This window comes from Sphingomonas sp. BLHR8, assembly GCF_056821725.1.
Map to the genome: position 1 here is coordinate 1,986,870 of NZ_JBPDIM010000001.1, position 20,938 is coordinate 2,007,807.

The following is a 20,938-nucleotide window of genomic DNA, read 5'->3' on the forward strand; positions in this document are numbered from 1 at the left end:
CCAACGCCGCCAGCAGCGTCTCGGCTTGCGCCCAGTCTGCGGCAGCCATGGCCCGCGCGATGGCCTGTTCGCTGATGGCGACGTCGGGTGAGCGGTCCTGCACAACTCGCCCTAATCTCGGGCGCGCCCGGTCGGCAATGCCTTGGCGATTGGGCAGAGAGTTACGCGCCGACGATCGTCTTCACCTCCATGAAGTCGGCGAGGCCCCATTTGCCATATTCGCGGCCGTTGCCCGATTTCTTGTAGCCACCGAACGGCGCATTGTTGTTGGGGCCCCAGCTGTTCACGGTGACCAGCCCTGCACGCAGCTTTCCGACGACGTCGCGCGCCTTGTCGGCAGGGCCGGACACGGTGGCGGAGAGGCCGTATTCGGTGTCATTGGCCATCGTCACCGCCTCGTCCGCGTCCTTGTAGGTGGTGATGGTCGCGACCGGGCCGAAGGTCTCCTCGCGATAGATCCGCATATCGGGCGTCACGTCACCCAGCGCGGTCGGGCGGATGTAGTAGCCACGATTGACCGTCTCGGGGAGGCCGGGGCCCCCGTGAAGCAGCGTCGCGCCCTCGTCGATGGCCGACTGGATGAGGTCCTGGATCTTGTCGTACTGCGCCTTGTTGACCACCGGGCCGATGTGCATCCCTTCTTTGGTCGGGCTATCGACTGCGACCTGCGCCATAATCACCGACACGGTCTGATGCGCTGCGTCCTTCTGGCTTTCGTGAACGAGGATGCGGGTCGGCGCGATGCAGCTCTGTCCGGTGTTGGCGATGACGCCCTGCACCGTCGGCGGTAGCACTTCGCCGAGGTCGGCGCCCTCGAGCACCAGATTCGGCGCCTTGCCGCCGAGTTCCTGGTGCACCTTTTTCACCGTCGGTGCCGCGGCCTGCGCCACCGCGATGCCCGCGCGGGTGGAGCCGGTGAAGCTCACCATGTCGATGTCGGGGTGGGCGGAGATCGCTGCGCCGACGCCGGGGCCGTCGCCCTGCACGAGATTGAAGACTCCCGCCGGCACCCCTGCCTCCTCCATGATCTCGGCCAGGATCACGGCGTTGGTCGGGCATTCCTCCGACGGCTTCAGGACCATCGTGTTGCCCGCCGCGAGGCAGGGCGCGACCTTGGCGGTGATCTGGTTGATCGGCCAGTTCCAGGGGGTGATGAGGCCGACCACGCCGATCGGTTCGTGCACCACCCGCGCACCGCCGACATCCTCCTCGAACGCGAACGTCTCGAGCGCCTTGCGCACCGCGATGAAGTGGCCGAGCCCGGCAGGCGCCTGCGCCATGGTGGCGAAGCTGATCGGTGCGCCCATCTCTTCGCTGATCGACTGGGCGATGTCGCCCATGCGCCGTTTGTAGGCGTCGATCACGCGGTCGATCAGCGCGAGGCGTTCGTCGACGCTGGTCTGTGAGAAGGTCGCGAAGGCACGCCGCGCCGCGGCAACCGCCTTGTCTACGTCGGCCGCGGTGCCGAGCGTGATGACCGTGCACGGCTCTTCGGTCGCGGGGTTGATCACCTCACGCCGCGTACCGCCGTCGCTGTCCACCCAGGCGCCGTCGATATAGTGCTGAAGATGTTCGCGCATGAAATGCAGCCTTTCGAGCAGAGGGGAGTTGCCGCCAGAGTGCGCGTTTGAGTTGCGCCGCGCAACCTTTGCGCTAGCCTCTCTGGCATGCGCACGCTGCTCGTCACCGCTCTCGCCACACTGGGCCTTGTGGCCTGCACCCCGTCCCCTGCGCCGAGCGCGGCGAGCGATCGCGGGCAAGGCACGGCCGAGCTGCACGAACGGCTGCTGACGCTCGACAGTCATCTCGACACGCCAGTGCACTTCGACCGGCCCGGCTATGATTTCGGGCGCGCGCAGACCTTCACCGACGATCTGACGCATGTCGACCTTGCGCGGATGAGCGCCGGCAACCTCGATGGCGGTTTCTTCGTCATCTACACGCCGCAGTCGGCCGATCAGGCCGGCATGACGCGCGCGGCGGAGGCCCGGCTTGCGTCCACCTTGCGCACCATCGCGGCGCAAAGCGAGCGCATCACGCTTGCCAAGACCAGTGACGAGATCGCCGCCATTGCGCGCAGCGGGCGACATTTCGCGCTGCTGTCGGTCGAAAACAGCGGCCCGCTGGGCGCGGATGCGGCAGCCTGGCGGCGCTGGTATGACGCGGGCGTGCGCATGGCCGGGCCGGTGCACAGCCGCACCAACCAGCTCGCCGATTCGACCACCGGAGAGCGCCGCTGGGGCGGCCTGTCACCGGAGGGGCGGCGTTGGGTCACGCTGATGAACGAGCTCGGCATCGTCGTGGATGCGAGCCATGCTTCCGATGAAGCGACGCGGCAGATGATGGCCCTCTCGACCACGCCGGTCATCCTCTCCCATTCAGGCTTCCGCGCGATCTATGACCATCCGCGCAACGTCCCCGACGATATCGCGCGGGAGGTAGCGGCAAAGGGCGGGGTGATCGCGATCAACAGCGTGTTCCTGTCGCGGTTCAACAACAGCGACGCGCGCAAGCCGCTCTACGAGGAGTTCGACCGGCTGCCGACGATGACCGCCGCTGCGCAGCGCGACCTGGCGCGACGCTGGGCGGCACTCGACCAGCGCGAGCGCATCAACGAAGGCGATATCGACCTCTACGTCCGCGCGGTCGATTACTGCCTGCGGCTCGTCGGAGCGGCGCATTGCGGGATCGGGGCCGACTGGGACGGCGGCGGCGGGGTGCGCGGCATGGAGGATATCCGTGCCCTGCCCGACGTCACTGCGCGGTTGCAGCGGCTCGGGTGGAGCGAGAGCGATCTGCGTCAGCTTTGGGCCGGCAACACCCTGCGCGTGCTGCGCATCGCGGAACAGCGCCGGGCGCGGTGATGCAGCGGGTCCGCATCCTCGCCATCGGCTTGCTGGCGTGGATGAGCGGCGCCGCCCACGCGGCTCAGCCGGGGGCGGCACAGCCAATGCCCCCGCCCGTCGACACGGCATCGCCGATGAACGGCACCGAAGCGCCCGTCATCGCGGACATCCTCGGTCGCGATCCATCGCAGCGGCTGACCCTCGATGTACGGTTCGGCGATGACGGACCGCACGGTTTCGTGGTCGATACCGGCGCCGAACGCAGCGTTGTCGCACGCGAAATTGCGGAGCGTCTGCAACTTCGGCCTGCGGGGCGCGCGCGCATCGTCGGCATCGCGGAGGTGATCGAGACGGATCTCGTGCGCGCCGAGGCCATGAGCGTCGGGCCGGTGCGCCTGCCCTCGCAGCGGATACCGGTGTTCGCCGGCGCCCAGATCGGTGGACCGGGGTTGATTGGTCTCGATGCGCTCGAGGGTCATCGGCTGCTGATCGACTTCCGCGCTCACCGCATGGAGCTGCGCCCGACCAGCCGCCGCCGCGATCGAGAGATCAGCGATGGCGACGCCATTGTCGTCACCGCGCGCCGCAACGCCGGGCGGCTGATCATCTCCGACGCGCGGCTGGGCGGGCGGCGGATCGACCTGGTGCTCGATACGGGCTCGCAGACCAGCATCGGCAACCGCGCGATGCAAAGGTTCGTCGCCAGCAACCGCAGCCACGGCGCGCCGCTCACCCCCGGACTGATCCTCGGTGTCACCGGCGCCCGGTTACCGGTGGAGCGCGGGGTGGTGACGAGCATCGATCTCGCCGGCTTCACCATCACCGACCTGCCCATCGCCTACGGCGACAGCCCGGCCTTTGCGGCCCTTGGGCTCGAGCGCCGACCGGCGATGCTGCTGGGCATGGACGCGCTGACATTGTTCGACCGCGTGGCGATCGACTTCGGTTCGCGCCGGGTGTGGTTCGACCTCCCCACGCGCACGCGCGCAAACCGCTCGATCCGTTAACGCAGGCGGCCGAGCGCCTCCTGGATGCGGGCGCAGGCGGTGCGCAGGGTTTCGCTGTCGGTGGCGTAGCTGATGCGGAATGCGGGTGACAGGCCGAACGCCTGCCCCGGCACCGCCGCGACGCGGGCCGCATCGATCAGATAGTCGGTTAGGTCGCTGTCGCTGTCGATGCGACGACCGTCGGGCGCCGACCGCCCGATCGTCTCACGCGCGTCGGGAAAGACGTAGAAGGCGCCGTCGGGCGTCGGGCAGTTGAGCCCCGGCGCGTCGTTGAGCATCGCCACCACCATGTCGCGGCGCTCGCGGAACTGGGCGTTACGCTCCTCAAGGAAGTCCTGATCGCCGGTGAGTGCTCCCCGCGCGGCGGCCTGCGCGATCGAGCAGGGGTTGCTGGTCGACTGCGACTGGAGCTTGGCCATCGCCTTGATGAGCCAGCCCGGCCCCCCGGCGTAACCAATCCGCCAGCCCGTCATCGCATAGGCCTTAGAGCAGCCGTTAACCGTCAGCGTGCGGTCGAACAGCTGCGGGTTCGCCTCGGCGAAGCTGGTGAAGGGCTCGTCCGCATACCAGACATGCTCGTACATATCGTCGGTGAGGATCATCACCTGGGGATGGCGATCGAGCACCGCCCCCAGCGCCGACAGCGTCGCGCGGTCGTAGGCGGCGCCGGTCGGGTTGGAGGGCGAATTGAGGATCAGCCAGCGCGTGCTGGGCGTGATCGCGGCTTCAAGCTGTTCGGGCGTGATGCGATAGCCCTGTTCGGCGCCTGCGCTCACGGTTATCGGAGTGGCACCGGTGTAGGCGACAATGTCGGGGTAGCTCACCCAATAGGGGGCGGGGATGATCACCTCGTCGCCCGGCCCGACCGTCGCGGCGAGCGCGTTGAAGATGACATGCTTGCCCCCGACCGACACGATGATGTCCGCGGGATCGTAGCTCAGCTGATTGTCGCGACGGAATTTGTGCGCGATGGCTTCGCGCAGGGCGGAGGTGCCGGCGACGTCGGTATATTTGGTTTCGCCGCGGCGGATGGCCGCGATCGCCGCCTCCTTGACGAAATCGGGGGTGTCGAAATCCGGCTCACCTGCGGACAAGCCGATGATGTCGATCCCGTCACGCTTCAACTGTGCCACGCGCGCGGTCATCGCGAGCGTGGCGGAGGGCTGGATACGCGTGATGGCGGACGACAGGCGCGGCTGCATGATGTTCCCTCGGCAGATGCGGCAGCGTTAAAGCGCGTGCCGAAGCAGGGCAACCGTCGCCGCGCGATCGGGTTAGCCCAAGCCCTGCGCCTTTTCCGCCGCGCTCAGGGTGAAAATCTCGCAGCCCGTCTCGGTGATGCCGATGCTGTGTTCGAACTGCGCGGTGAGGCTGCGGTCGCGGGTGACGGCGGTCCAGCCGTCGGCAAGCACCTTTACCCCCGGCTTGCCGAGGTTGATCATCGGTTCGATGGTAAAGAACATGCCGGGCCGCAGCTCTGGCCCCGATCCGGGCGGGCCGACGTGGACCACCTCTGGTGCATCGTGGAACAGGCGCCCGAGACCATGGCCGCAGAACTCGCGCACCACGCCGTAGCGATGGCGTTCGGCGTGGCTCTGGATCGCCCAGCCGATGTCGCCGATGGTGTTGCCCGGCCGTGCCGCTTCGATCCCGAGCATCAGGCATTCGTAGGTCACTTCGACCAGCCGTCGCCCCTTCAGCGCGACGTCGCCGACGAGGAAGGTGCGGCTGGTGTCGCCGTGCCAGCCATCGACGATCGCGGTGATGTCGATATTGACGATGTCCCCGTCCTTGAGCGCGCGCTCGCCCGGGATGCCATGACAGACGACCTGATTGATCGAGATGCAGCTCGCGTGCGCATAGCCGCGATACCCGACCGTCGCCGGCACCGCGCCCGCAGCGACGATATAGTCGAGGATCGCCGCGTCGATGTCCGCGGTGATCGCGCCCGGCACGACCTGCGGCGCGATCATGTCGAGCGCGGCCGCGGCGAGCGCTCCTGCCTTGCGCATCCCGGCAAAGCCCTCCGGTCCGTGCAGCTTGATGACGCCATCGCGGGGCGTGCCGACCTGATCGTCGGCGAGAGTGACGTAACGCGTATCCATCGACCGGCACTTAGGCGCGGCGGACCGAAAATCCTAGGTCGGCGACGCTTGCCCGCAGAAGGCGCGGCTCTAAGATCGCAGCCATGAGCGATCGTATCTGGACCGCCGGGCTGGTCATCATCGGCGATGAAATCTTGTCGGGCCGGACGCAGGACCGCAACGTCGCGCAGGTCGCCTCCTGGCTGAATGTGCAGGGCATTCGCCTCGCACAAGTGCGTATCGTCCCGGACGTCGAGGCGGAGATCGTGGCAGCGGTCAACGCGCTCCGCGTGCGCTACGATTATCTGTTCACCACCGGCGGGATCGGGCCGACTCATGACGACATCACCGTCGACGCGATCGCCGCCGCGCTGGGAGTCGGGGTGGTGCATCATCCCCAGGCGGTCGACGTGCTGACGCGCTACTATGCGGATAAGGGGGGCGTCACCGACGCGCGCCTGCGCATGGCGCGGGTGCCGGAGGGCGCCGACCTCATCCCCAATCGCATGTCGGGCGCGCCGGGCATGACGATAGGCAACATCTTCATCATGGCCGGCGTGCCGCACATCACCGCGGGGATGCTCGACGCGCTGACCGGCACGCTGGAGGGCGGCGCGCCATTGGTGTCGGCGACGATCGGCGGCTGGGTCGCCGAAAGCGAAGTCGCGGACGTCCTGCGTCAGGTGGAGCGCGCTCACGCCGGTGTATCGATCGGCAGCTACCCCTTTTTTCGTGAAGGGCGGGTGGGTGCCAACTTCGTCGCCCGCGCGACCGAGGAATCCACGGTTCAGCAAGCCATTGCCGCGATCCGCACGGGGCTCGCCGCGGCAGGTTACGACCTCGTCGACGGCGGAATCTGAGACGACCGTCTCGAATGCGACCCCCTTGCACAGCTTGCGCCGGCTGCTAGAGGGCGGGCGAAGTTCGGAATTCCGAATTGGCAGAATTCGGAATGGACCGCGAAAATCGGCGTAAGCGCTTGATTTGCGGGTGTAGCTCAATGGTAGAGCAGAAGCTTCCCAAGCTTACGACGAGGGTTCGATTCCCTTCACCCGCTCCACTTTTGGCCTAACGTGTTGGAATAGTTAGAATCCATCTCCGTAGAGTGGATTCGTGTGACACAAGACTGTGACACAAAGCTGTGTCACGCCAGGCTGCTCACACCCGTCAGTTCGCTGCCGTCCATTGATCGGAGATGGCGGTATGAAATTCGGCAGCCTCGTCGTTCGTCACCGCATATTTTACTTCCGCCGTCGGCTCGGTGGGCAGTTCGGCGGCGGCGAAGCTATAACCATTTCCCTGAGGACATCGGACCGGCGAACCGCTCAGTTTCGAGCGGCCCGTCTGAACGCGCGATGGGAAACGATGATGTGGTCGGAACGCCAGCGGGGACTTTCCCCGGACATCGCTAGAGAATTTTTCCGGCGGGGCATGAACGACGAAATCCGCACGCTCGTCGCGGAGATGACCGACCCGCTGCCGCCGACCCCGGAGCGGTTCGACCGCAGTTGTCGTCTGCACGAGGCGGCGTTCTTAATGTGTGCAGGTCACCCATCCAACACGAGCGTATTTCCCGACGCCGCCTGGGCGCGGCTTCCCCTGGTCGATGCCGCCGACCGGGAGGTGGTGACCCGCCTCGTCAAGTACCGTGTGGACGATCCGACCTTAACAGATGAGGCGATGCAGCGGCTAGGTGCCGAGCCGATGAAGCTCGACCAGAAGTGGACCTACGTCACCGAGCGCGATGCAAGAGCGCAACTGTTGCGCGGCAAGGCGGCCGCGTTCTCTCGAATGCGTCAGCTATACGAACGAGACATCCCGCCGTGGGTGGACGTGCTCGAAATCGCGCTCGACGAAGAGCGCTTTAACGCGGCCTCGCGCGACTTTCCCTTGCGCGAGCCGCGCTCACCTCAGCCCAATACGCCCTCGTCCGAGCCAAGCCCCACAGCGTGGGTATCTGCCCCTGAGAAGACGCCTACGCCGAATGACGGTCCCGAACCTTCGTCTTCCGCGCGAACTTCGCCGCGGACCATCAACAAGGAAATTACGGTGATGGCTGCCGTGGCGGGAGAGCTGCAGAACCGCGTGGAAGACCGCCTTCAGGGTTCCGTTCATCAATTTCAAAGAGCATCGGCACAGCGTACGCGGGCTGAACGATGAGATAGCCCGCCTGCCTTGGCAGAAGAAGCACTTCGACGCGCTGTTTTCGTGCCTATCTATACGGGTAACCAAGGGTCTCGCAGACGGCCTTTACCTATCTTGCCGAATGGGAAGTTAGCCGACCTTCATGCTATCCGGTTGGCTCCTATCTCGAGAGCGACAAGGTTCGGCAAAGCACGGCGAACCGGATTCTGGGTCACTCGCGGAGGACGGTGCAAGAACGCTCGTACAATGCGCGGCCGGAAACGGTCGGCCGAGACCAATATCTCGGTGAGATGCTCGAGGTGCTGACCCGAGAAATCCCCAATTTGACGTCACATCTTCAACCGGCATCCGTGCGGTTGCTCGCGCTAAACTGCCGGCGGTCCGTGGGGTCGGCACCTGGACGAGCTTCGTCACGAAAGCACGGCGAACGCATGTCGCGCCGCACGTAGGCGTTCAAGTTCCCCGAGCTTTGTCGCAGGGACGACCTGTTATATCAGTCGTGGAGCGACCCGTGTTGGAAATTCAGGCCCGCGTACGGTCATGCGCGCGGCGTCGTAGGGTCGCTGGAGGGCGATGACGTCGTCTAGGCCACCGGTCAGCCAGCGCTCGTGGTCCTCACGCTCGAGCACCGTGATCATCGCCTTGGGGTGGATTGGCGCGACGAGCTCGTTGGGGTCGCAGGTGACCATGGCAAAGCCGCGTTTGTCGTCGGCGAGCGGCTGCCACAGGCCGGCGACCGCGAACAGCGGCTGGTCGGTGATCTGAAACCACATCTCGCCCTTGATCGGCTTGCCGCCGCCGACGTCGTGGGTGTCGGGGGTCCATTCGCAGAACTCGCTGAGCGGGATGAGGCAGCGGTTGCGGGGGTGTTCGGCGAGGCGGCGCCACTGCGGCAGCGCAAGGTTGCGGACGTTGGTCATCGGCCACTTGGCCTGCCCGCCCAGCACGTCCCACGCCATGATGTCGATGCCTAGCCCGCGGTCATCGCGCCGCACGACATAGGCGCGCCCCCGCGGCACCAGCTCCTGCGGGTTGAAGCGATTGTCCATCGGCCGCTCAGCCAGCCAGTCGGCGCCGAAGTGGGTGCGCAACGTCTCGGGCTCGTAGGACAGGCGAGCACGATTACACACAACGGTCCTCCGGACGTCAGGGTCGATCGCGCGAGCCTACGCCACCGCGATTTTGCATCAAGGCGGATGGTGCCCCGACCGTGTGCTCAGCCGCGCAACCACGGCCACGGACCGGTAATGGCGACGGTTTTCGTCGGGCTGTAGATGTTGACAAACAACGTGCGCGCGTCGGGGCTGAAGCAGGCGCCGGCGAGTTCGGTCGGCAGGCGCAGCCGTGCGAAGTCGCTGACCTCTCCGCTCGGGGTGACGAGCTTCAGGCGATTGTCAACGCTGTCGCCCGGCTGGTCCTCGCACACCACGAGGTGGCCGCTCGGCGCCACGGTCAGATTGTCGGCATAGTGCAGCATGTCGGTGCCGCTCGATTCGACGAACAGTTCGAGGGTCGGCGGCGATGCGCGTTCGTCGTGCCCTTCGACGCGCGATGGGATGTAGCGGAAGATCTGGCCGACCCGCGCTGCCCCGCCGCTCGTGCAGGCGATATAGATCTCGCCGCCGGGGCCCATGTGAATGCCCTCGCCCCGCGCGAACGGCACCGCTCCTGCCGCCGCGCCGCGCTGGCGCAGGTCGTCGGCGGGGCTGTCGGTTCCGTCGAGGTCGATCCACCGCACCGGCAACGCCGCACGCTGAGGCACATCGCTGCCCGTCCAGTTGCGCGTATCCCGCCGCGCGGGATCGACGAAGGCCAGCGCCTGCAGTCGTCCGCCTGCGACCAGCCTCCCCCGCGCATTTGGGAGGAGGCGGTAGAGGAGGCCTTCCGGGCGATCCTCGGTCAGGTAGACGATCCCCGTGCGCGGGTCGACGACCGCCGCTTCGTGGTTGAAGCGGCCGAGTGCGGTGAGCGCGACCGGCTCCACCACGCCGCGGCCCGCCGCGGGCACTTCGAACACCCAGCCGTGGTCGGCGCCGACGCTGCTGCCGGCACGCGTCATGTCTTCTTCACAGGTGAGCCAGCTGCCCCACGGCGTTACCCCACCGGCGCAGTTGCGGATGGTGCCGACGAGGCTGAGATACTGTTCCTGCACGACGCCGCGGCGATAGTCATAGACGATCGTGGTCGTACCGCCGGGGAGCGGTGCGGCGTCGCTGCGCCGCCGGTCGTAGGTTGGGATGGCGCCAGAGGGCTTGCGCGCGAAGGGGCCGGTGTCGCTATGCCCGGGACCAAGCTCGTGATTGCGGACCAGTGCCACGCGCCCGCCGCCAAGGTCGAACGCGCCCATCCCGTCGCCACGATCGGGAACCATCCAGCCGTCGGCCATCGTCTCGCCGAAGCTCGAAATGACGCGGTAGTTAAAGCCGTCCGGCAGATCGAGCACCCCCGCCGGATCGGACTCGAGCGCCCGCCGCGGTGCGCGCCGCGAGATGGCCGCCCCCGATGACGTGCCGCATCCGCCGAGCGCGAGGCTGGCAAAGGCGGCCGAGAGGCTAAGCGATGCGGCACGGCGAGTGATCACGGCAGGATTTCCCCTTGTCTGAAATTCCGGCCTGGCGTCGAAAAACGACAGCGGTGTTACGCGCTGACCGCCCGATCACGCCGCGCGTCACAGAAATGTCACGAGTTTGCCACCGAATCGTCGCGCTCCGGTCATAACGCGCCGCTCGTCGACCCGCCGCCCGATCGCGGCGTCGAAGGGGGTTATCAAATGCTGTCGTCCTTCCGCGCCACCCGCATCGTTGCGGGCGCCTCGCTGCTTACGCTCGCCGCTGCCATTAGCACGCCCGCGCTCGCCGCAGACCCGGTCGCGTCTCCCGCCGACGCCGAGATCGCCTCAGCGCCTGCGGAGGAGGGCCAGTCGGGCGACATCGTCGTCACCGGCTCGCGCCCGATCGCGGAATCGGAGGCTGCCGCGCTGCGGGCGCAGCGCGCATCGGATTCGCTGGTCAGCATCGCCGCTAGCGACAGCGTCGGCCGCCTGCCCGACCAGAATATCGCGCAGGCCGCGGGTCGCCTGCCGGGCGTCGCGGTGCAGCGCGATCAGGGCCAGGCGCGCTATATTTCGCTGCGCGGGGCGCCGATCAACTGGACCACACTGTCGATCGACGGGCTCAACATCGTCAGCCCCGAAGGCCGCGACACGCGGTACGACAGCATCCCCTCGGCGATCGCCTCGCAGATCGTGGTGCGCAAGGCGGTGACCCCGGACATGACCGGAGAGACGGTCGCCGGCAACGTCGACATCATCACCCGTTCGGCGTTCGATTACCCCGGCTTGCGCGTCGCCGGAAAGCTTGGCGCGGGTCATGTCGAGCTTGGCGGGCGCACCGAATATGAAGGCTCGCTGGTGGTCTCCGACCGTTGGCGGCTGGGCGCGGGCGAGCTCGGGGTGGTGTTGTCGGGCAGCTATTATCAGCGCGACATGCTGACCGACAATTTCGAGATCGACTGGGAGCCGGTGTCGCAGGATCTCCAGCCGGGCGGCGCCGACCGCATCTGGGCGCGCGAGACCGAAAACAAGCTCTACCGCCTAACCCGCCGCAACTGGTCGGCGAGTGGCCGGCTGGAATGGCGCCCCGACGCCGGCGGCCGCCTGTTCGCGCAGTCGATCTACACCATCTTCGCCGACGACGAAGGGCGCGACAACTTCATCTTCGACCTCGACGATCGCCAGTCGGACAACAAGCGCGGGGCGACCCCCTGCGGCGCGACCAACCCGGTGACCAACAGCGGCTATGCCGACGTGTGCATCGGCAACACCCCCTTCACCGGCACCGTCTATGGCATCGACATCAACCAGCGCGCGACGCTGCGCGCGTTCCGCCAGTCGATCTGGAGCAACACCGCGGGCGCCGACGTTCCGCTGTCGGATGCGACCGACCTTGCAGTGCGGCTCAACTTCACGCGGGCGGAGGATGATCGCAGCGTCGTCGGCGAAGCGCGCTTCGACAGCCCGTCGACCCGCACCCAGCGGCCCACGGTCGAGTATGATTTCCGCGACCCGGAGCTGGCGCGCCTGCGCCTATTCTCGACGCTCAACCCGTCGGGCACCTTCGCCCGCGGTGCCGAGAACCACAATATCGACGCCTATCCGCGTCCGCTCTCCTCGCTGCGCTCGCTTGACGCGGTCGACGTGACCGACGCCTTCACCGCGCGGGTCGATCTGCGCCACCGCACGGGCTTGTTCGGCAGCGATGCCGAGCTCCGTTTCGGCACGCAATTCGACCTGCGGCGCAAGGAATCGAACGAACGCGAGCTGCTCGCGAACACTGCGGCGCAGTTCGCGGCGGCGGGCCTCCCCACCACTTACCTCGGCAACTGGACGACCGACGCGCCGTTCCGCGGCCGTATCCCGCTGTCGTACGACTTCAGGCACTTCGACACCGACACCATGCGCCGCTTCGTCGCGCAGCTCGACGCGGTGCAGGATTTCGTACCGATCCCCGCCAACTTCTACGATGTCGAGGAGCAGGTTTACGCCGCTTACGTCATGGCGACGCTGCGCCCGTCGTGGGGCAGCATCGTCGGCGGCGCGCGCATCGAGCATGTCCGGAACAGCGGTGAGGCGATTGTCGCGCTGAACGGGGTCAACACGCCGATCCGCACAGCAAGTGACTCGACGCTCGTCTTCCCAAGCCTCCACTTCAACATCGACATCGCCGACGACAAGAAGCTGCGGATTTCGTTCAACAGCGGCGCCGCGCGGCCCGACTATGATCAGCTGCGCCCCAACTTCACCTTCAGCGACACCAACCAGAGCATCTCCGGCGGCAACCCGGAAGCGAAGCCGGAGCGCGCCTACGGCGTCGACGTCTATCTTGAACAATATATCGTGCCGCAGGGGTTCGTGTCGCTCGGCGGCTTCTATAAGCGGGTCGAGGACGTGCTCTTCGACGACAGCCGCACCTTCAACTCAGACGTGCTCAACAGCGGCGGGATCGATCGCTCGGGCTACATCCTGTCAACCATTACCAACGGCGGCAGCGGCTGGATCGCGGGGCTGGAGGCGGCGCTCCAGGTCCAGCTTGAGCCGTGGACGGGCTCGCTTGGCCTCCCCGACTGGATGGGCGGCTTCGGCCTCAATGCTAACGCGACGCTCAACTGGTCGGAGGCGACCGCCCCCGACGGGTCGAAGCTGACGCTGCCGGGCACCAGCGACGTCGTTTACAACATCGGCGCCTACTACGAGAAATACGGGCTGTCGCTGCGGCTCAACTATCAGAAGCGCACCGACTGGCTCGATGCCTATGGCCCGGCTTCGGACGGCGGCAATTTCTACTGGGCAGCAGACGACGAGCTCGATTTCTCGGCGCGCTTCGCGGTAAACCGTAATTTCGAGGTGTATTTCGACGCGTCGAACCTGCTCGATCAGCCGGGTCGGCGCTACGTCCGTTCGAGCCCGTACACGATCGAGTGGGAACGCTTTGGTCGGCGCTTCACCGGCGGCGTGCGGTTCACCTTCTGATGCGCGGGATTGCACTGAGGGCGCTGCTGCTGGCGAGCGCCGCTGCCGGACTATGGGGGTGCGTGACGCTCCCCCACAGCATCTCGCTCCCCGCGGTCGATGTGGCGGCGAGCGGGGAGACCGAACCGGTCGGCACTGCCAACACCGACGCCGCCGACGATCCCGCCATCTGGCGCAACCCCGCCGATCCATCAGCGAGCCTGATCGTCGGCACCGACAAGCGCGCGGGGATTCACGTTTATCGCCTGGACGGGCGCGCGGTGGGCTTCGCGTCCGCCGGGGAGATCAACAATGTCGACCTGCGCGATGAGGTGGCATGGCAAGCCCGCCGCATCGTTCTGGTCGGCGCGTCGAACCGCAACAGCCTGACCCAGCCACGGCTGTCGCTCTTTGCGCTCGATACGCGAAGCGGCGCGCTTGAGCCGCTGGCCGAGCTGCCCGTGCCGGGCGCCGACGGCGAAGCCTATGGCTTCTGCCTCGGCCGCATCGGAAACGACCCCATGCCGCGCGCCTACCTCGTTACCAAGGCGGGGCGGATCGACGAGGTGCGGATCCATGCCGATACCGGCGCGCCTGTCCGCCTCGAACGCACCCGCAGCTTCACGCTTCGCACCCAATCCGAAGGCTGCGTCGTCGATGACCGCACCGGCCTGCTCTACGTCGGCGAAGAGGACGTCGGCGTGTGGCGCATCGACCTCAACCAGCCAGCGCCGGCCCCGGTGGTCTTCGCCAGCGTCGGCGCGTCGCAAGGTTTGGTCGCCGATGTCGAAGGGCTGGCGCTAGCCCCCGAGGGCGAGCGGGGCGGCCTGCTGGTCGTATCAAGCCAGGGCGACAATGCCTATGCCCTGCTCGACCTCGACACGGCTGAACTGCGCGGCCGTTTCCGTATCAACGGTGGTCCGATCGGCGGCACCAGCGAAACCGACGGCATCGAATTGATGCTCGGCGACTTCGGCCCGCGCTATCGCGAAGGGCTGTTCGTCGCCCAGGACGGCGACAACACCCCCCGCCCGCAGAACTTCAAACTGGTGAGCTGGGCCGAAGTGCGCACCGCACTCGCCGCCCCACCCTCCGCTGCCGCCCGTTAATCCTGGCGCGCCCGTCCTAGCATAGACGAGCACTTCAGGAGTCCTGCTTTCAAAGTGCCAGCGAGCGCCCGCAGGTGCGTGATGACCGCACGTGCTGAGCGCGTGCGGTGGAGCAGCGTGGCCGGATCGGTGCGAAGGCGCCGCCAGGTCGCGGGCTGTTGCTGAGCAAACAGCGCCGACGGCGGTCCCAGTGTGGTTTGGATCAGCGCCGCGAGGTGCTGTCCACGAGGTCCCTCGGCCTCGACCACCCGCAACCGTGATCGAAGGGCGGCGGGGATGCCGTCGATCGAGTTGGCGGTGCAAATCCAGTTGACGTGGCTTGAGTCGACTTTCCGGCGCGAATGGAAGTGGCTCGGGAACAGGCGTTTGTCCGCCTTGGAGAAAGCGACCGGCGCCCCGCGTTATCGGGCCGGGTGACGAGCACGATGGCGCTCGCCGGCTTGATGGTGGTCGGGGCCGCGATGGCGTTTTGAGCCGCGCGCGTTCGGTCGCTCGCGGGGCGATCGTCACGAAACCGTCGCAGCACCGTCAATTATCTGTCGTCAACCGACCCTAGCTGCCGCCCCGACAACAATGCTCGGGGACTCTCCACATGATTTACCGTTGCACGTCGCGCCAGCTTTTGCTGGGTGCCGCCTCTCTCGCGCTGAGTGCGCCCGCCTTCGCGCAACCGGTCGCTGATAACGCTCCAGAGCAAGAGCTTCAGGACGGTGACATCATCGTCACCGCGCAAAAGATCGAGCAGCGTTCGGTCGACGTCCCGATCACGATCAGCGCTTTGTCCGGCGCGCGGATTCGCGACCTCGCGGTCAGCGATCTCGACGAACTGTCGGCCTATGTCCCCGGGCTCAACATTCAGGAGCAAAGCGCCAACAACCCGGGCGTCGTCATCCGCGGTATCACATCCGATTCAGGTTCGGCGCAGCAAGGTCCGCGCGTCACGCTTTACTACAACGGGGTCGACATCTCGCGTTCGCGCGGGTCCTACCAGGCGATTTACGATCTCGAGCGCGTCGAGGTGATCAAGGGGCCGCAGGCGACGCTGTTCGGGACAGCGTCGGCCGTCGGCGCGATCAGCCTAACCTCGGCGCGTCCGCGATCCGGCTTCGCGGCGGAGGTCACCGCCGGCTACGGCAATTACAATCACACTTTGCTTGGCGGCTTCGTCAACGCCGGCAACGACGCGCTGGCCGGCCGGCTCGCGTTCGAGTGGCGGACGCGCGATGGCTACGTCGAGAATCTCAACCCCGCGCAGCCGCAGGAGCTTTACGCACAGGACCAGCTCGGTTTGCGCGGTTCGCTGCGCTGGCGCCCGAGCGATGCCGTGACGGTCGACCTGATCGGCACCTACGATCGCCAGCGCAACGGCGGCACCCCCTTCGTCTCGCGCACCTATGGCACCGCCGATGGCCCCGCCAACCCGTTCGGGCGCGCAAATCTGTCCGGCTCGCCGCTGTCGCAGTCGGTGCTGGGCAAGGCCGACCTTGGCCTCGACCGCGACGTGTACGATCTCAACCTCACGGTTCGCGCCGATTTGGGTGGCGGCGTCACCTTCACGACGGTCAACGGGTATCGCGAGTTCGACAGCCTCGAAGTCTTCGACGCGGACGGATCGGCGGCCTGGTATCTCGAGTTCGCCGAACTCGCGCGCGGCTGGCAGGCGAGCCACGAGGGCCGCTTCAGCTATGCCGACCCCCGCTGGCGCGCGACCTTTGGCTGGAATTTCTTTCGTGAAAGCGGGGTCCAGAACGTGCCCTTTTCGGGCGAGGAAGGCACCTTCATCCAGTGCCTCAGCAACGCGCTTCGGATCGGCTGCGTGAACGCGGCGGGCGCCGTTCCCGCGTCGCAGGCGACCTCGCTGCTAACCGGCGGCGCGCTGACCCAGCTTCCCTATTCTTCGCAGTATGAAAACCAAGGGCGAAACAATAGCTATTCCGTGTTCGCGGACGTCACCTGGATACCGACAGACCGTCTCGAGCTGACCGCGGGCGCCCGCGTTCTGATCGAGGATCGCCGCTCGGGCTACCGCTCCACCGTTCCCGCGCCCCGTTTGCCTGCCCTGTTGCCCGCACCACTTCGCGCGCAACTGCTCGGTGCGCTGCCGAGCCTCGCCTTCTCGCTCGTCCCGGGCCAGGTCGACACCGGCGGTCGCACCTTTACCGCCGAGGCGGACTTCGCCGCAGTGCTGCCGAGGTTCAACATTCTGTACCGGCTCACCGACCGCACCAATCTCTTTGCCACCGTCTCAAAGGGGCGGCGTTCGCCGGTGGTCCAGCTCGGTGCGGCGCGGGTCGCCGGCATCGTCGGGCCCAATGTTCAGCTCGTGCCCGAGGAGAATGTCTGGAACTACGAAGTCGGGCTGAAGGGCGCGGTAGGCGCCGTCTCCGGCGCGCTCGGTGTCTATTATCAGCGCTACGATGGTTTCCAAGTTAGCGTCGTTCAGCCCGATGGCCGCAGCGTCACGCAAAGCGCGGGCACGGCGAGCAACCTCGGCGTCGAGGCGGAGTTGGCCGTCCGAGTGTCCGACATGCTGCAGCTGTTCGGCAACGTTGGTTATATCGACGGCGGTATCGACGAGAACAACAGCTTCGCCCCGCAATTCTCGGGTGCGCGCTTTCGCCTTCAACCCGAATGGCAGGCCGCCGCGGGGTTCACCCTGAACGCGCCGATCGGGAACGGCGCCCGGTTCTTCCTGACGCCCAGCGTCACCCACCGCAGCCGCATCTTCTTTGAAGTGCCGAACAACCCGCTGCTCTCGCAGGGACCGGTCACGCTGGTCAATGCGCGCGGCGGCGTGGCCTTCGCAGGCGACCGGTTCGAGGTCGCGGCGTTTGTCCGCAACGCCTTTGACGAGGACTATCTGCTCGACGCCGGCAACACTGGCGGCGCGTTTGGCATTCCGACCTTTATCCCGGGCGAGCCACGGTTCTTTGGCATCCAGCTTACCGCGCGCTACTGATCGGCTGCGGGCAGGGGAAAGCGTATCATGGACGTAGTTCGTCGCGAAGCTTTGGCGCTACTGGGTGCGGGTGTCGCGGGGACGCTAGGCGCCCCGGTTATCGCCGCCACCGGCCGGCGGGAGGCCGGTGACGCCCGCTTCCTCCACGGCATAGCCAGCGGCGACCCGGACGCGAACGGCGCCCTCCTATGGACCCGGGTCAGCGTCCCCGATGGTGCCGGAGACGTGCCGCTCCGCTGGTTCGTTGCGCGGGAACCCGGCGGACGAGCGGTGCAAACGGGCCGCGCCGTTGCACGAGCGGCGGCGGACCATACGGTGAAGGCCGAAGTCGGCGGCCTGCGCCCCGGCGTCGACCACTGGTTTTGGTTCGAAACCCGCGCGGGCACGCGCTCCCCGGTCGGGCGGTTTCGTACCTTGCCCGTGGGAGCGACGGCGGAGGTCGTGCTCGCCCTTGCATCGTGCCAGCTTTACCCGGGCGGCTACTTCACCGCCTGGGCGGACCTCGCGCGGCGGCAGCGCGTGGACGCAGTCCTCCATCTCGGCGATTACATCTACGAATATGGCCTCGACGGGTATGGCGCGGAGATCGGTCGACGCATCGGCCGCCTCCCAGATCCACCGCACGAAACTGTGTCGCTCGCCGACTACCGACGTCGCCACGCGCAGGTGAAGGCAGACCCCGCGATGCAGGCCGCTCACGCGCGCGCGGCGTTCATCTGCGTCTGGGACGACCACGAAGTCACCAACGATGCGTGGCTTGGCGGGGCGGAAAACCATCAACCTGCGACCGAAGGCGACTGGCGGGTCCGCAAGGCAGCTGCGCTCCAGGCCTATTTCGAATGGATGCCCATCCGCGACCCGCGCCGTCGCGCCGACCCGGCGGCCATCTATCGCAGCTTCGAATTCGGTGACCTCGCGACGCTCGCCATGCTGGAAACGCGGCTCTTCGCACGGTCCGAACAGGTGGCGTTCAAAGGCGAAGTACCTTCGCTCGACGACGTGCCGCGCATGCTGGCAGAACGCATGCGCCCCGATCGCGAGCTGCTTGGTCCAGCGCAGATGGCGTGGCTCGAAGCGGTGCTGCGGGGGTCGGTGCGGGCCGGAAAGCCATGGCAGTTGCTCGGCAACCAGGTGGTGATGGCGCCCGTCGCCGGCCCCGATCTCGTTCGCGGCTACGGTGCCGAGCGGTGGCGGGCGATCCAGTCGGCGATGCCGACCAGCCTGCGCGCGCGATTGGAAACGGCACGGCTGGGGTTTGCCGCCGGGCTGCCCTTCAATCTCGACGCGTGGGACGGCTACCCACCTGCGCGGGAGCGGCTCTACGCAATGCTGCGCCGTGTCGGCGCGCGACCGATCGCCTTCGCCGGCGACAGTCACGCTTCCTGGGTCAACGAACTGGTCGCGCAGGACGGCACCCGCATCGGCAGCGAGTTCGGAACGACCGCGATCACGAGCCCCTCCTACGGGTCGGTGCTGCCGGGCGTCGGACGCATCATCGCCGATCAGAACCCCGCAGTCCGCTGGTGCGATCAGGACAGCAAGGGCTACACGCTCGTCACCTTGACCCGCGAAGCTGTCACCGCGGAATTCGTCGCGATGTCGACGGTGACCGAACCCACCGCCACCCCCCGCACCGCCGCCCGCTGGCGCGCTACTCCAGGCGAATTGCGGGCGGTGTAGTCAGAGGCGTCGAACACAGCGCGTCACGTCGCTCGGGCGATCGGGCGGAAGACGGCGACGTGAGCGCGCCCGTCGAGAATGTCGACACCGTCGATCAGCTGTGGGCGTGGTCGCGAATTCATCACGCCGCCTCCCGCCGCATGTTCGCTGTCGACCGGTAGCCACGGGCGACTGTTGCGAGCCAAGCGTTGTCTGTGAGTGCGGCGGCCATCGCCTCGGCGACCTCCCGTTCGCTGGCGAAGCGATCGCATTCGGCAAGTCCCATGGCGATGATGTGACGCACCGCCAGAAGCGAGGTCGTCAGCACATCGGCTGCGACCTGCTCCTCGATGATCCTGGTGTCGCCGGCCTCGACGGCCTTCCCGATCGCCTTGCTGGCGGTCGGCTTGCACGGCACGCCCACCGCCGCACAAAATTCGGGCAGGTGCACGAACTTTGAGCGGCCTGATGTGGCTTCGCCAAGGTCGATGCGCGTCGGAGCCCAAGGGCGTAGGTCGCGCAGTTGCGTGGGCATGCGCAGACCCGCCGTTGCCGCCGTCCGCCGCAAAACGAGCAGATCCTTCGCTTCACCGCCCCAAGTCACCAGCTTTGTGGCCGGGTCCGCATTGAGGGTGGCAAAAAGCGCTTCGACGATGCGTTGCTCGCCCGCCGGGTCCGCCATGAGCGTGACGTCGCTGACCACAGGCGTCGGGGTCTGCTCGAGGAACGAGAGCCTGGTCCAGCAACCGGCAACGATGTGGTGAAACGGCCAGCGCACCTTGCGCATCGCGCCTTCGCCGTCGCGGGCGAGGTAGCCGGCGTGCCCGGCGCGATCATAGCTGTACTCGAAGTCGACGACGATAAGCGAAATCGGTCCGCGTCCGCGGTTGGCTGCCCACCGGTTGGCCTCGCGCTGCATTGAGACGGCGTGCGGGTCGAGGGGGTCGTTGTCGTTGTGCACCTTCATTGCTCCCGGAATGAAACGAAGCAGCCCGCCGGTGAGGGCGGGCCGCTTCGAGGTTGGTTGTGTCGCTGTGGGGGTTCGGTCAGTCGAACCGCGGGCCAGGCACGCGCAGGCTGTCGAGCTCGTCCGCGCGCAGCTCGCGGTAGCGATGGCAGGCGGTGAGCTCGAATACCGCCGGGTCGCGCGAGCCGGCGTTGATCGCGCGGGCCACGAAGGGTTCGAGCCCGTGTTCCTCGCACAGCGCGAACCACACGCGGCGATGGGCGTCCCAGCGGAAGCCCCCGAGGCGCAGCGCGTCCTTCTTCGCGTAGGGCGCCCCGGTTGCCTCAACCCGGTAGCTCGGCTTCTCGGCTCGGGCGAGCAGCTCGGGCCAGGCCTGGGCGTCCCAAATCAGATGCATCAGCGCCCAGACGTCGTCACCGGCGCGGTGGGTGGTGGTGAAGTAGCCGACCTGGGCGAGGAGGCCGCCGAGGCGTCGACCCTCTAGCCCTCGCCGCGACCAGTCGATCGAGGTCATCGAGCAGGCCCACGCCCGTCCGGCAAAGGCCGGAAAGCGCCGCTCGAAGATCGGGCGATCGTAGGCGGCATGGTGCGCCACGATCAGATCGACCTCGCCCAGCGCGGCGGCAACCTCATCATCGTCGATCTTTTGTCCCGCG

The 20,938-nt window shown here is 67.1% G+C and carries 14 protein-coding genes, 1 tRNA gene and 1 pseudogene; 9 read left to right on the forward strand and 7 right to left on the reverse strand.

The genetic code is table 11. The annotated features are described in order from the left end of the window. Window positions 1-161: 161 nt before the first annotated feature. Window positions 162-1,580 (reverse strand): aldehyde dehydrogenase family protein, encoded by a 1,419-nt coding sequence (locus ACRYJK_RS09915; protein ID WP_482667340.1) that lies wholly within the window; start codon window positions 1,578-1,580, stop codon window positions 162-164. Between the two features lie 87 nt (window positions 1,581-1,667). Between ACRYJK_RS09915 and ACRYJK_RS09920 the strand changes: the two genes are divergently transcribed. Then, window positions 1,668-2,864 (forward strand): dipeptidase, encoded by a 1,197-nt coding sequence (locus ACRYJK_RS09920; RefSeq protein WP_482667341.1) that lies wholly within the window; start codon window positions 1,668-1,670, stop codon window positions 2,862-2,864. Next, a complete protein-coding gene (locus ACRYJK_RS09925; RefSeq protein ID WP_482667445.1) occupies window positions 2,864-3,853 on the forward strand; it encodes a retroviral-like aspartic protease family protein in 990 nt (329 codons plus the stop codon). The genes ACRYJK_RS09920 and ACRYJK_RS09925 overlap by 1 nt, the downstream gene beginning before the upstream one ends. Here ACRYJK_RS09925 and ACRYJK_RS09930 read toward each other — a convergent pair. After that, on the reverse strand, window positions 3,850-5,055 hold the full coding sequence (locus ACRYJK_RS09930; RefSeq protein WP_482667342.1) for a pyridoxal phosphate-dependent aminotransferase: 1,206 nt from the start codon (window positions 5,053-5,055) through the stop codon (window positions 3,850-3,852). The two genes, ACRYJK_RS09925 and ACRYJK_RS09930, sit on opposite strands and share 4 nt — an antisense overlap. A gap of 72 nt (window positions 5,056-5,127) precedes the next feature. Further along, window positions 5,128-5,958 carry a type I methionyl aminopeptidase gene (gene map / locus ACRYJK_RS09935; protein WP_482667343.1) on the reverse strand — a complete coding sequence of 277 codons (831 nt, stop codon included), beginning with the start codon at window positions 5,956-5,958 and terminating at the stop codon, window positions 5,128-5,130. An 83-nt stretch (window positions 5,959-6,041) separates the two neighbouring features. On the opposite strand from map, the gene ACRYJK_RS09940 reads away from it, so the two are divergent. The 3 genes from ACRYJK_RS09940 to ACRYJK_RS09950 all read left to right on the forward strand — a co-directional run bounded on the left by ACRYJK_RS09940 (window position 6,042) and on the right by ACRYJK_RS09950 (window position 8,097). Then, on the forward strand, window positions 6,042-6,797 hold the full coding sequence (locus tag ACRYJK_RS09940) for a competence/damage-inducible protein A (RefSeq protein WP_482667344.1): 756 nt from the start codon (window positions 6,042-6,044) through the stop codon (window positions 6,795-6,797). 126 nt (window positions 6,798-6,923) lie between these two features. Continuing rightward, window positions 6,924-6,997, forward strand: a tRNA-Gly gene (locus ACRYJK_RS09945). Window positions 6,998-7,140: 143 nt separating this feature from the next. Next, window positions 7,141-8,097 carry a hypothetical protein gene (locus tag ACRYJK_RS09950; protein ID WP_482667345.1) on the forward strand — a complete coding sequence of 319 codons (957 nt, stop codon included), beginning with the start codon at window positions 7,141-7,143 and terminating at the stop codon, window positions 8,095-8,097. Between the two features lie 473 nt (window positions 8,098-8,570). On the opposite strand, the gene ACRYJK_RS09955 is transcribed toward ACRYJK_RS09950, so the two are convergent. After that, entirely contained in the window at window positions 8,571-9,212 is a 642-nt protein-coding gene (locus ACRYJK_RS09955) for an SOS response-associated peptidase family protein (protein WP_482667346.1), read from the reverse strand. Between the two features lie 86 nt (window positions 9,213-9,298). Then, window positions 9,299-10,663 carry an alkaline phosphatase PhoX gene (locus ACRYJK_RS09960; protein WP_482667347.1) on the reverse strand — a complete coding sequence of 455 codons (1,365 nt, stop codon included), beginning with the start codon at window positions 10,661-10,663 and terminating at the stop codon, window positions 9,299-9,301. 189 nt (window positions 10,664-10,852) lie between these two features. On the opposite strand from ACRYJK_RS09960, the gene ACRYJK_RS09965 reads away from it, so the two are divergent. The 4 genes from ACRYJK_RS09965 to ACRYJK_RS09980 all read left to right on the forward strand — a co-directional run bounded on the left by ACRYJK_RS09965 (window position 10,853) and on the right by ACRYJK_RS09980 (window position 19,336). Further along, window positions 10,853-13,609, forward strand: a complete 2,757-nt coding sequence (locus ACRYJK_RS09965) for a TonB-dependent receptor (protein ID WP_482667348.1) — start codon at window positions 10,853-10,855, stop codon at window positions 13,607-13,609. Continuing rightward, window positions 13,609-14,697: a phytase gene (locus ACRYJK_RS09970; RefSeq protein WP_482667349.1), complete on the forward strand. Its 1,089-nt coding sequence runs from the start codon at window positions 13,609-13,611 to the stop codon at window positions 14,695-14,697. Before ACRYJK_RS09965 ends, ACRYJK_RS09970 begins: the two co-directional genes overlap by 1 nt. Before the next feature lie 592 nt (window positions 14,698-15,289). Beyond that, window positions 15,290-17,656, forward strand: a complete 2,367-nt coding sequence (locus ACRYJK_RS09975) for a TonB-dependent receptor (protein ID WP_482667350.1) — start codon at window positions 15,290-15,292, stop codon at window positions 17,654-17,656. A 27-nt stretch (window positions 17,657-17,683) separates the two neighbouring features. Beyond that, the gene (locus ACRYJK_RS09980) at window positions 17,684-19,336 is read left to right on the forward strand and encodes an alkaline phosphatase D family protein (protein WP_482667351.1); all 1,653 of its coding nucleotides are present in this window, start codon (window positions 17,684-17,686) and stop codon (window positions 19,334-19,336) included. Window positions 19,337-19,457: 121 nt separating this feature from the next. Here the strand turns inward: ACRYJK_RS09980 and ACRYJK_RS09985 are convergent, their stop codons facing one another. Further along, entirely contained in the window at window positions 19,458-20,102 is a 645-nt protein-coding gene (locus tag ACRYJK_RS09985) for a hypothetical protein (protein ID WP_482667352.1), read from the reverse strand. A 259-nt stretch (window positions 20,103-20,361) separates the two neighbouring features. Further along, window positions 20,362-20,938 (reverse strand): annotated as a pseudogene (locus tag ACRYJK_RS09990) (3'-5' exonuclease); the annotation flags it as partial.

Coding starts and splice junctions, on each gene's coding strand:
- ACRYJK_RS09915 (WP_482667340.1), bottom strand. CDS start 1,580: ATGCGCGAACATCTTCAGCACTATATCGACGGCGCCTGGGTGGACAGC.
- ACRYJK_RS09920 (WP_482667341.1), top strand. CDS start 1,668: ATGCGCACGCTGCTCGTCACCGCTCTCGCCACACTGGGCCTTGTGGCC.
- ACRYJK_RS09925 (WP_482667445.1), top strand. CDS start 2,864: ATGCAGCGGGTCCGCATCCTCGCCATCGGCTTGCTGGCGTGGATGAGC.
- ACRYJK_RS09930 (WP_482667342.1), bottom strand. CDS start 5,055: ATGCAGCCGCGCCTGTCGTCCGCCATCACGCGTATCCAGCCCTCCGCC.
- map (WP_482667343.1), bottom strand. CDS start 5,958: ATGGATACGCGTTACGTCACTCTCGCCGACGATCAGGTCGGCACGCCC.
- ACRYJK_RS09940 (WP_482667344.1), top strand. CDS start 6,042: ATGAGCGATCGTATCTGGACCGCCGGGCTGGTCATCATCGGCGATGAA.
- ACRYJK_RS09950 (WP_482667345.1), top strand. CDS start 7,141: ATGAAATTCGGCAGCCTCGTCGTTCGTCACCGCATATTTTACTTCCGC.
- ACRYJK_RS09965 (WP_482667348.1), top strand. CDS start 10,853: ATGCTGTCGTCCTTCCGCGCCACCCGCATCGTTGCGGGCGCCTCGCTG.
- ACRYJK_RS09970 (WP_482667349.1), top strand. CDS start 13,609: ATGCGCGGGATTGCACTGAGGGCGCTGCTGCTGGCGAGCGCCGCTGCC.
- ACRYJK_RS09975 (WP_482667350.1), top strand. CDS start 15,290: ATGATTTACCGTTGCACGTCGCGCCAGCTTTTGCTGGGTGCCGCCTCT.
- ACRYJK_RS09980 (WP_482667351.1), top strand. CDS start 17,684: ATGGACGTAGTTCGTCGCGAAGCTTTGGCGCTACTGGGTGCGGGTGTC.
- ACRYJK_RS09985 (WP_482667352.1), bottom strand. CDS start 20,102: ATGCGCAAGGTGCGCTGGCCGTTTCACCACATCGTTGCCGGTTGCTGG.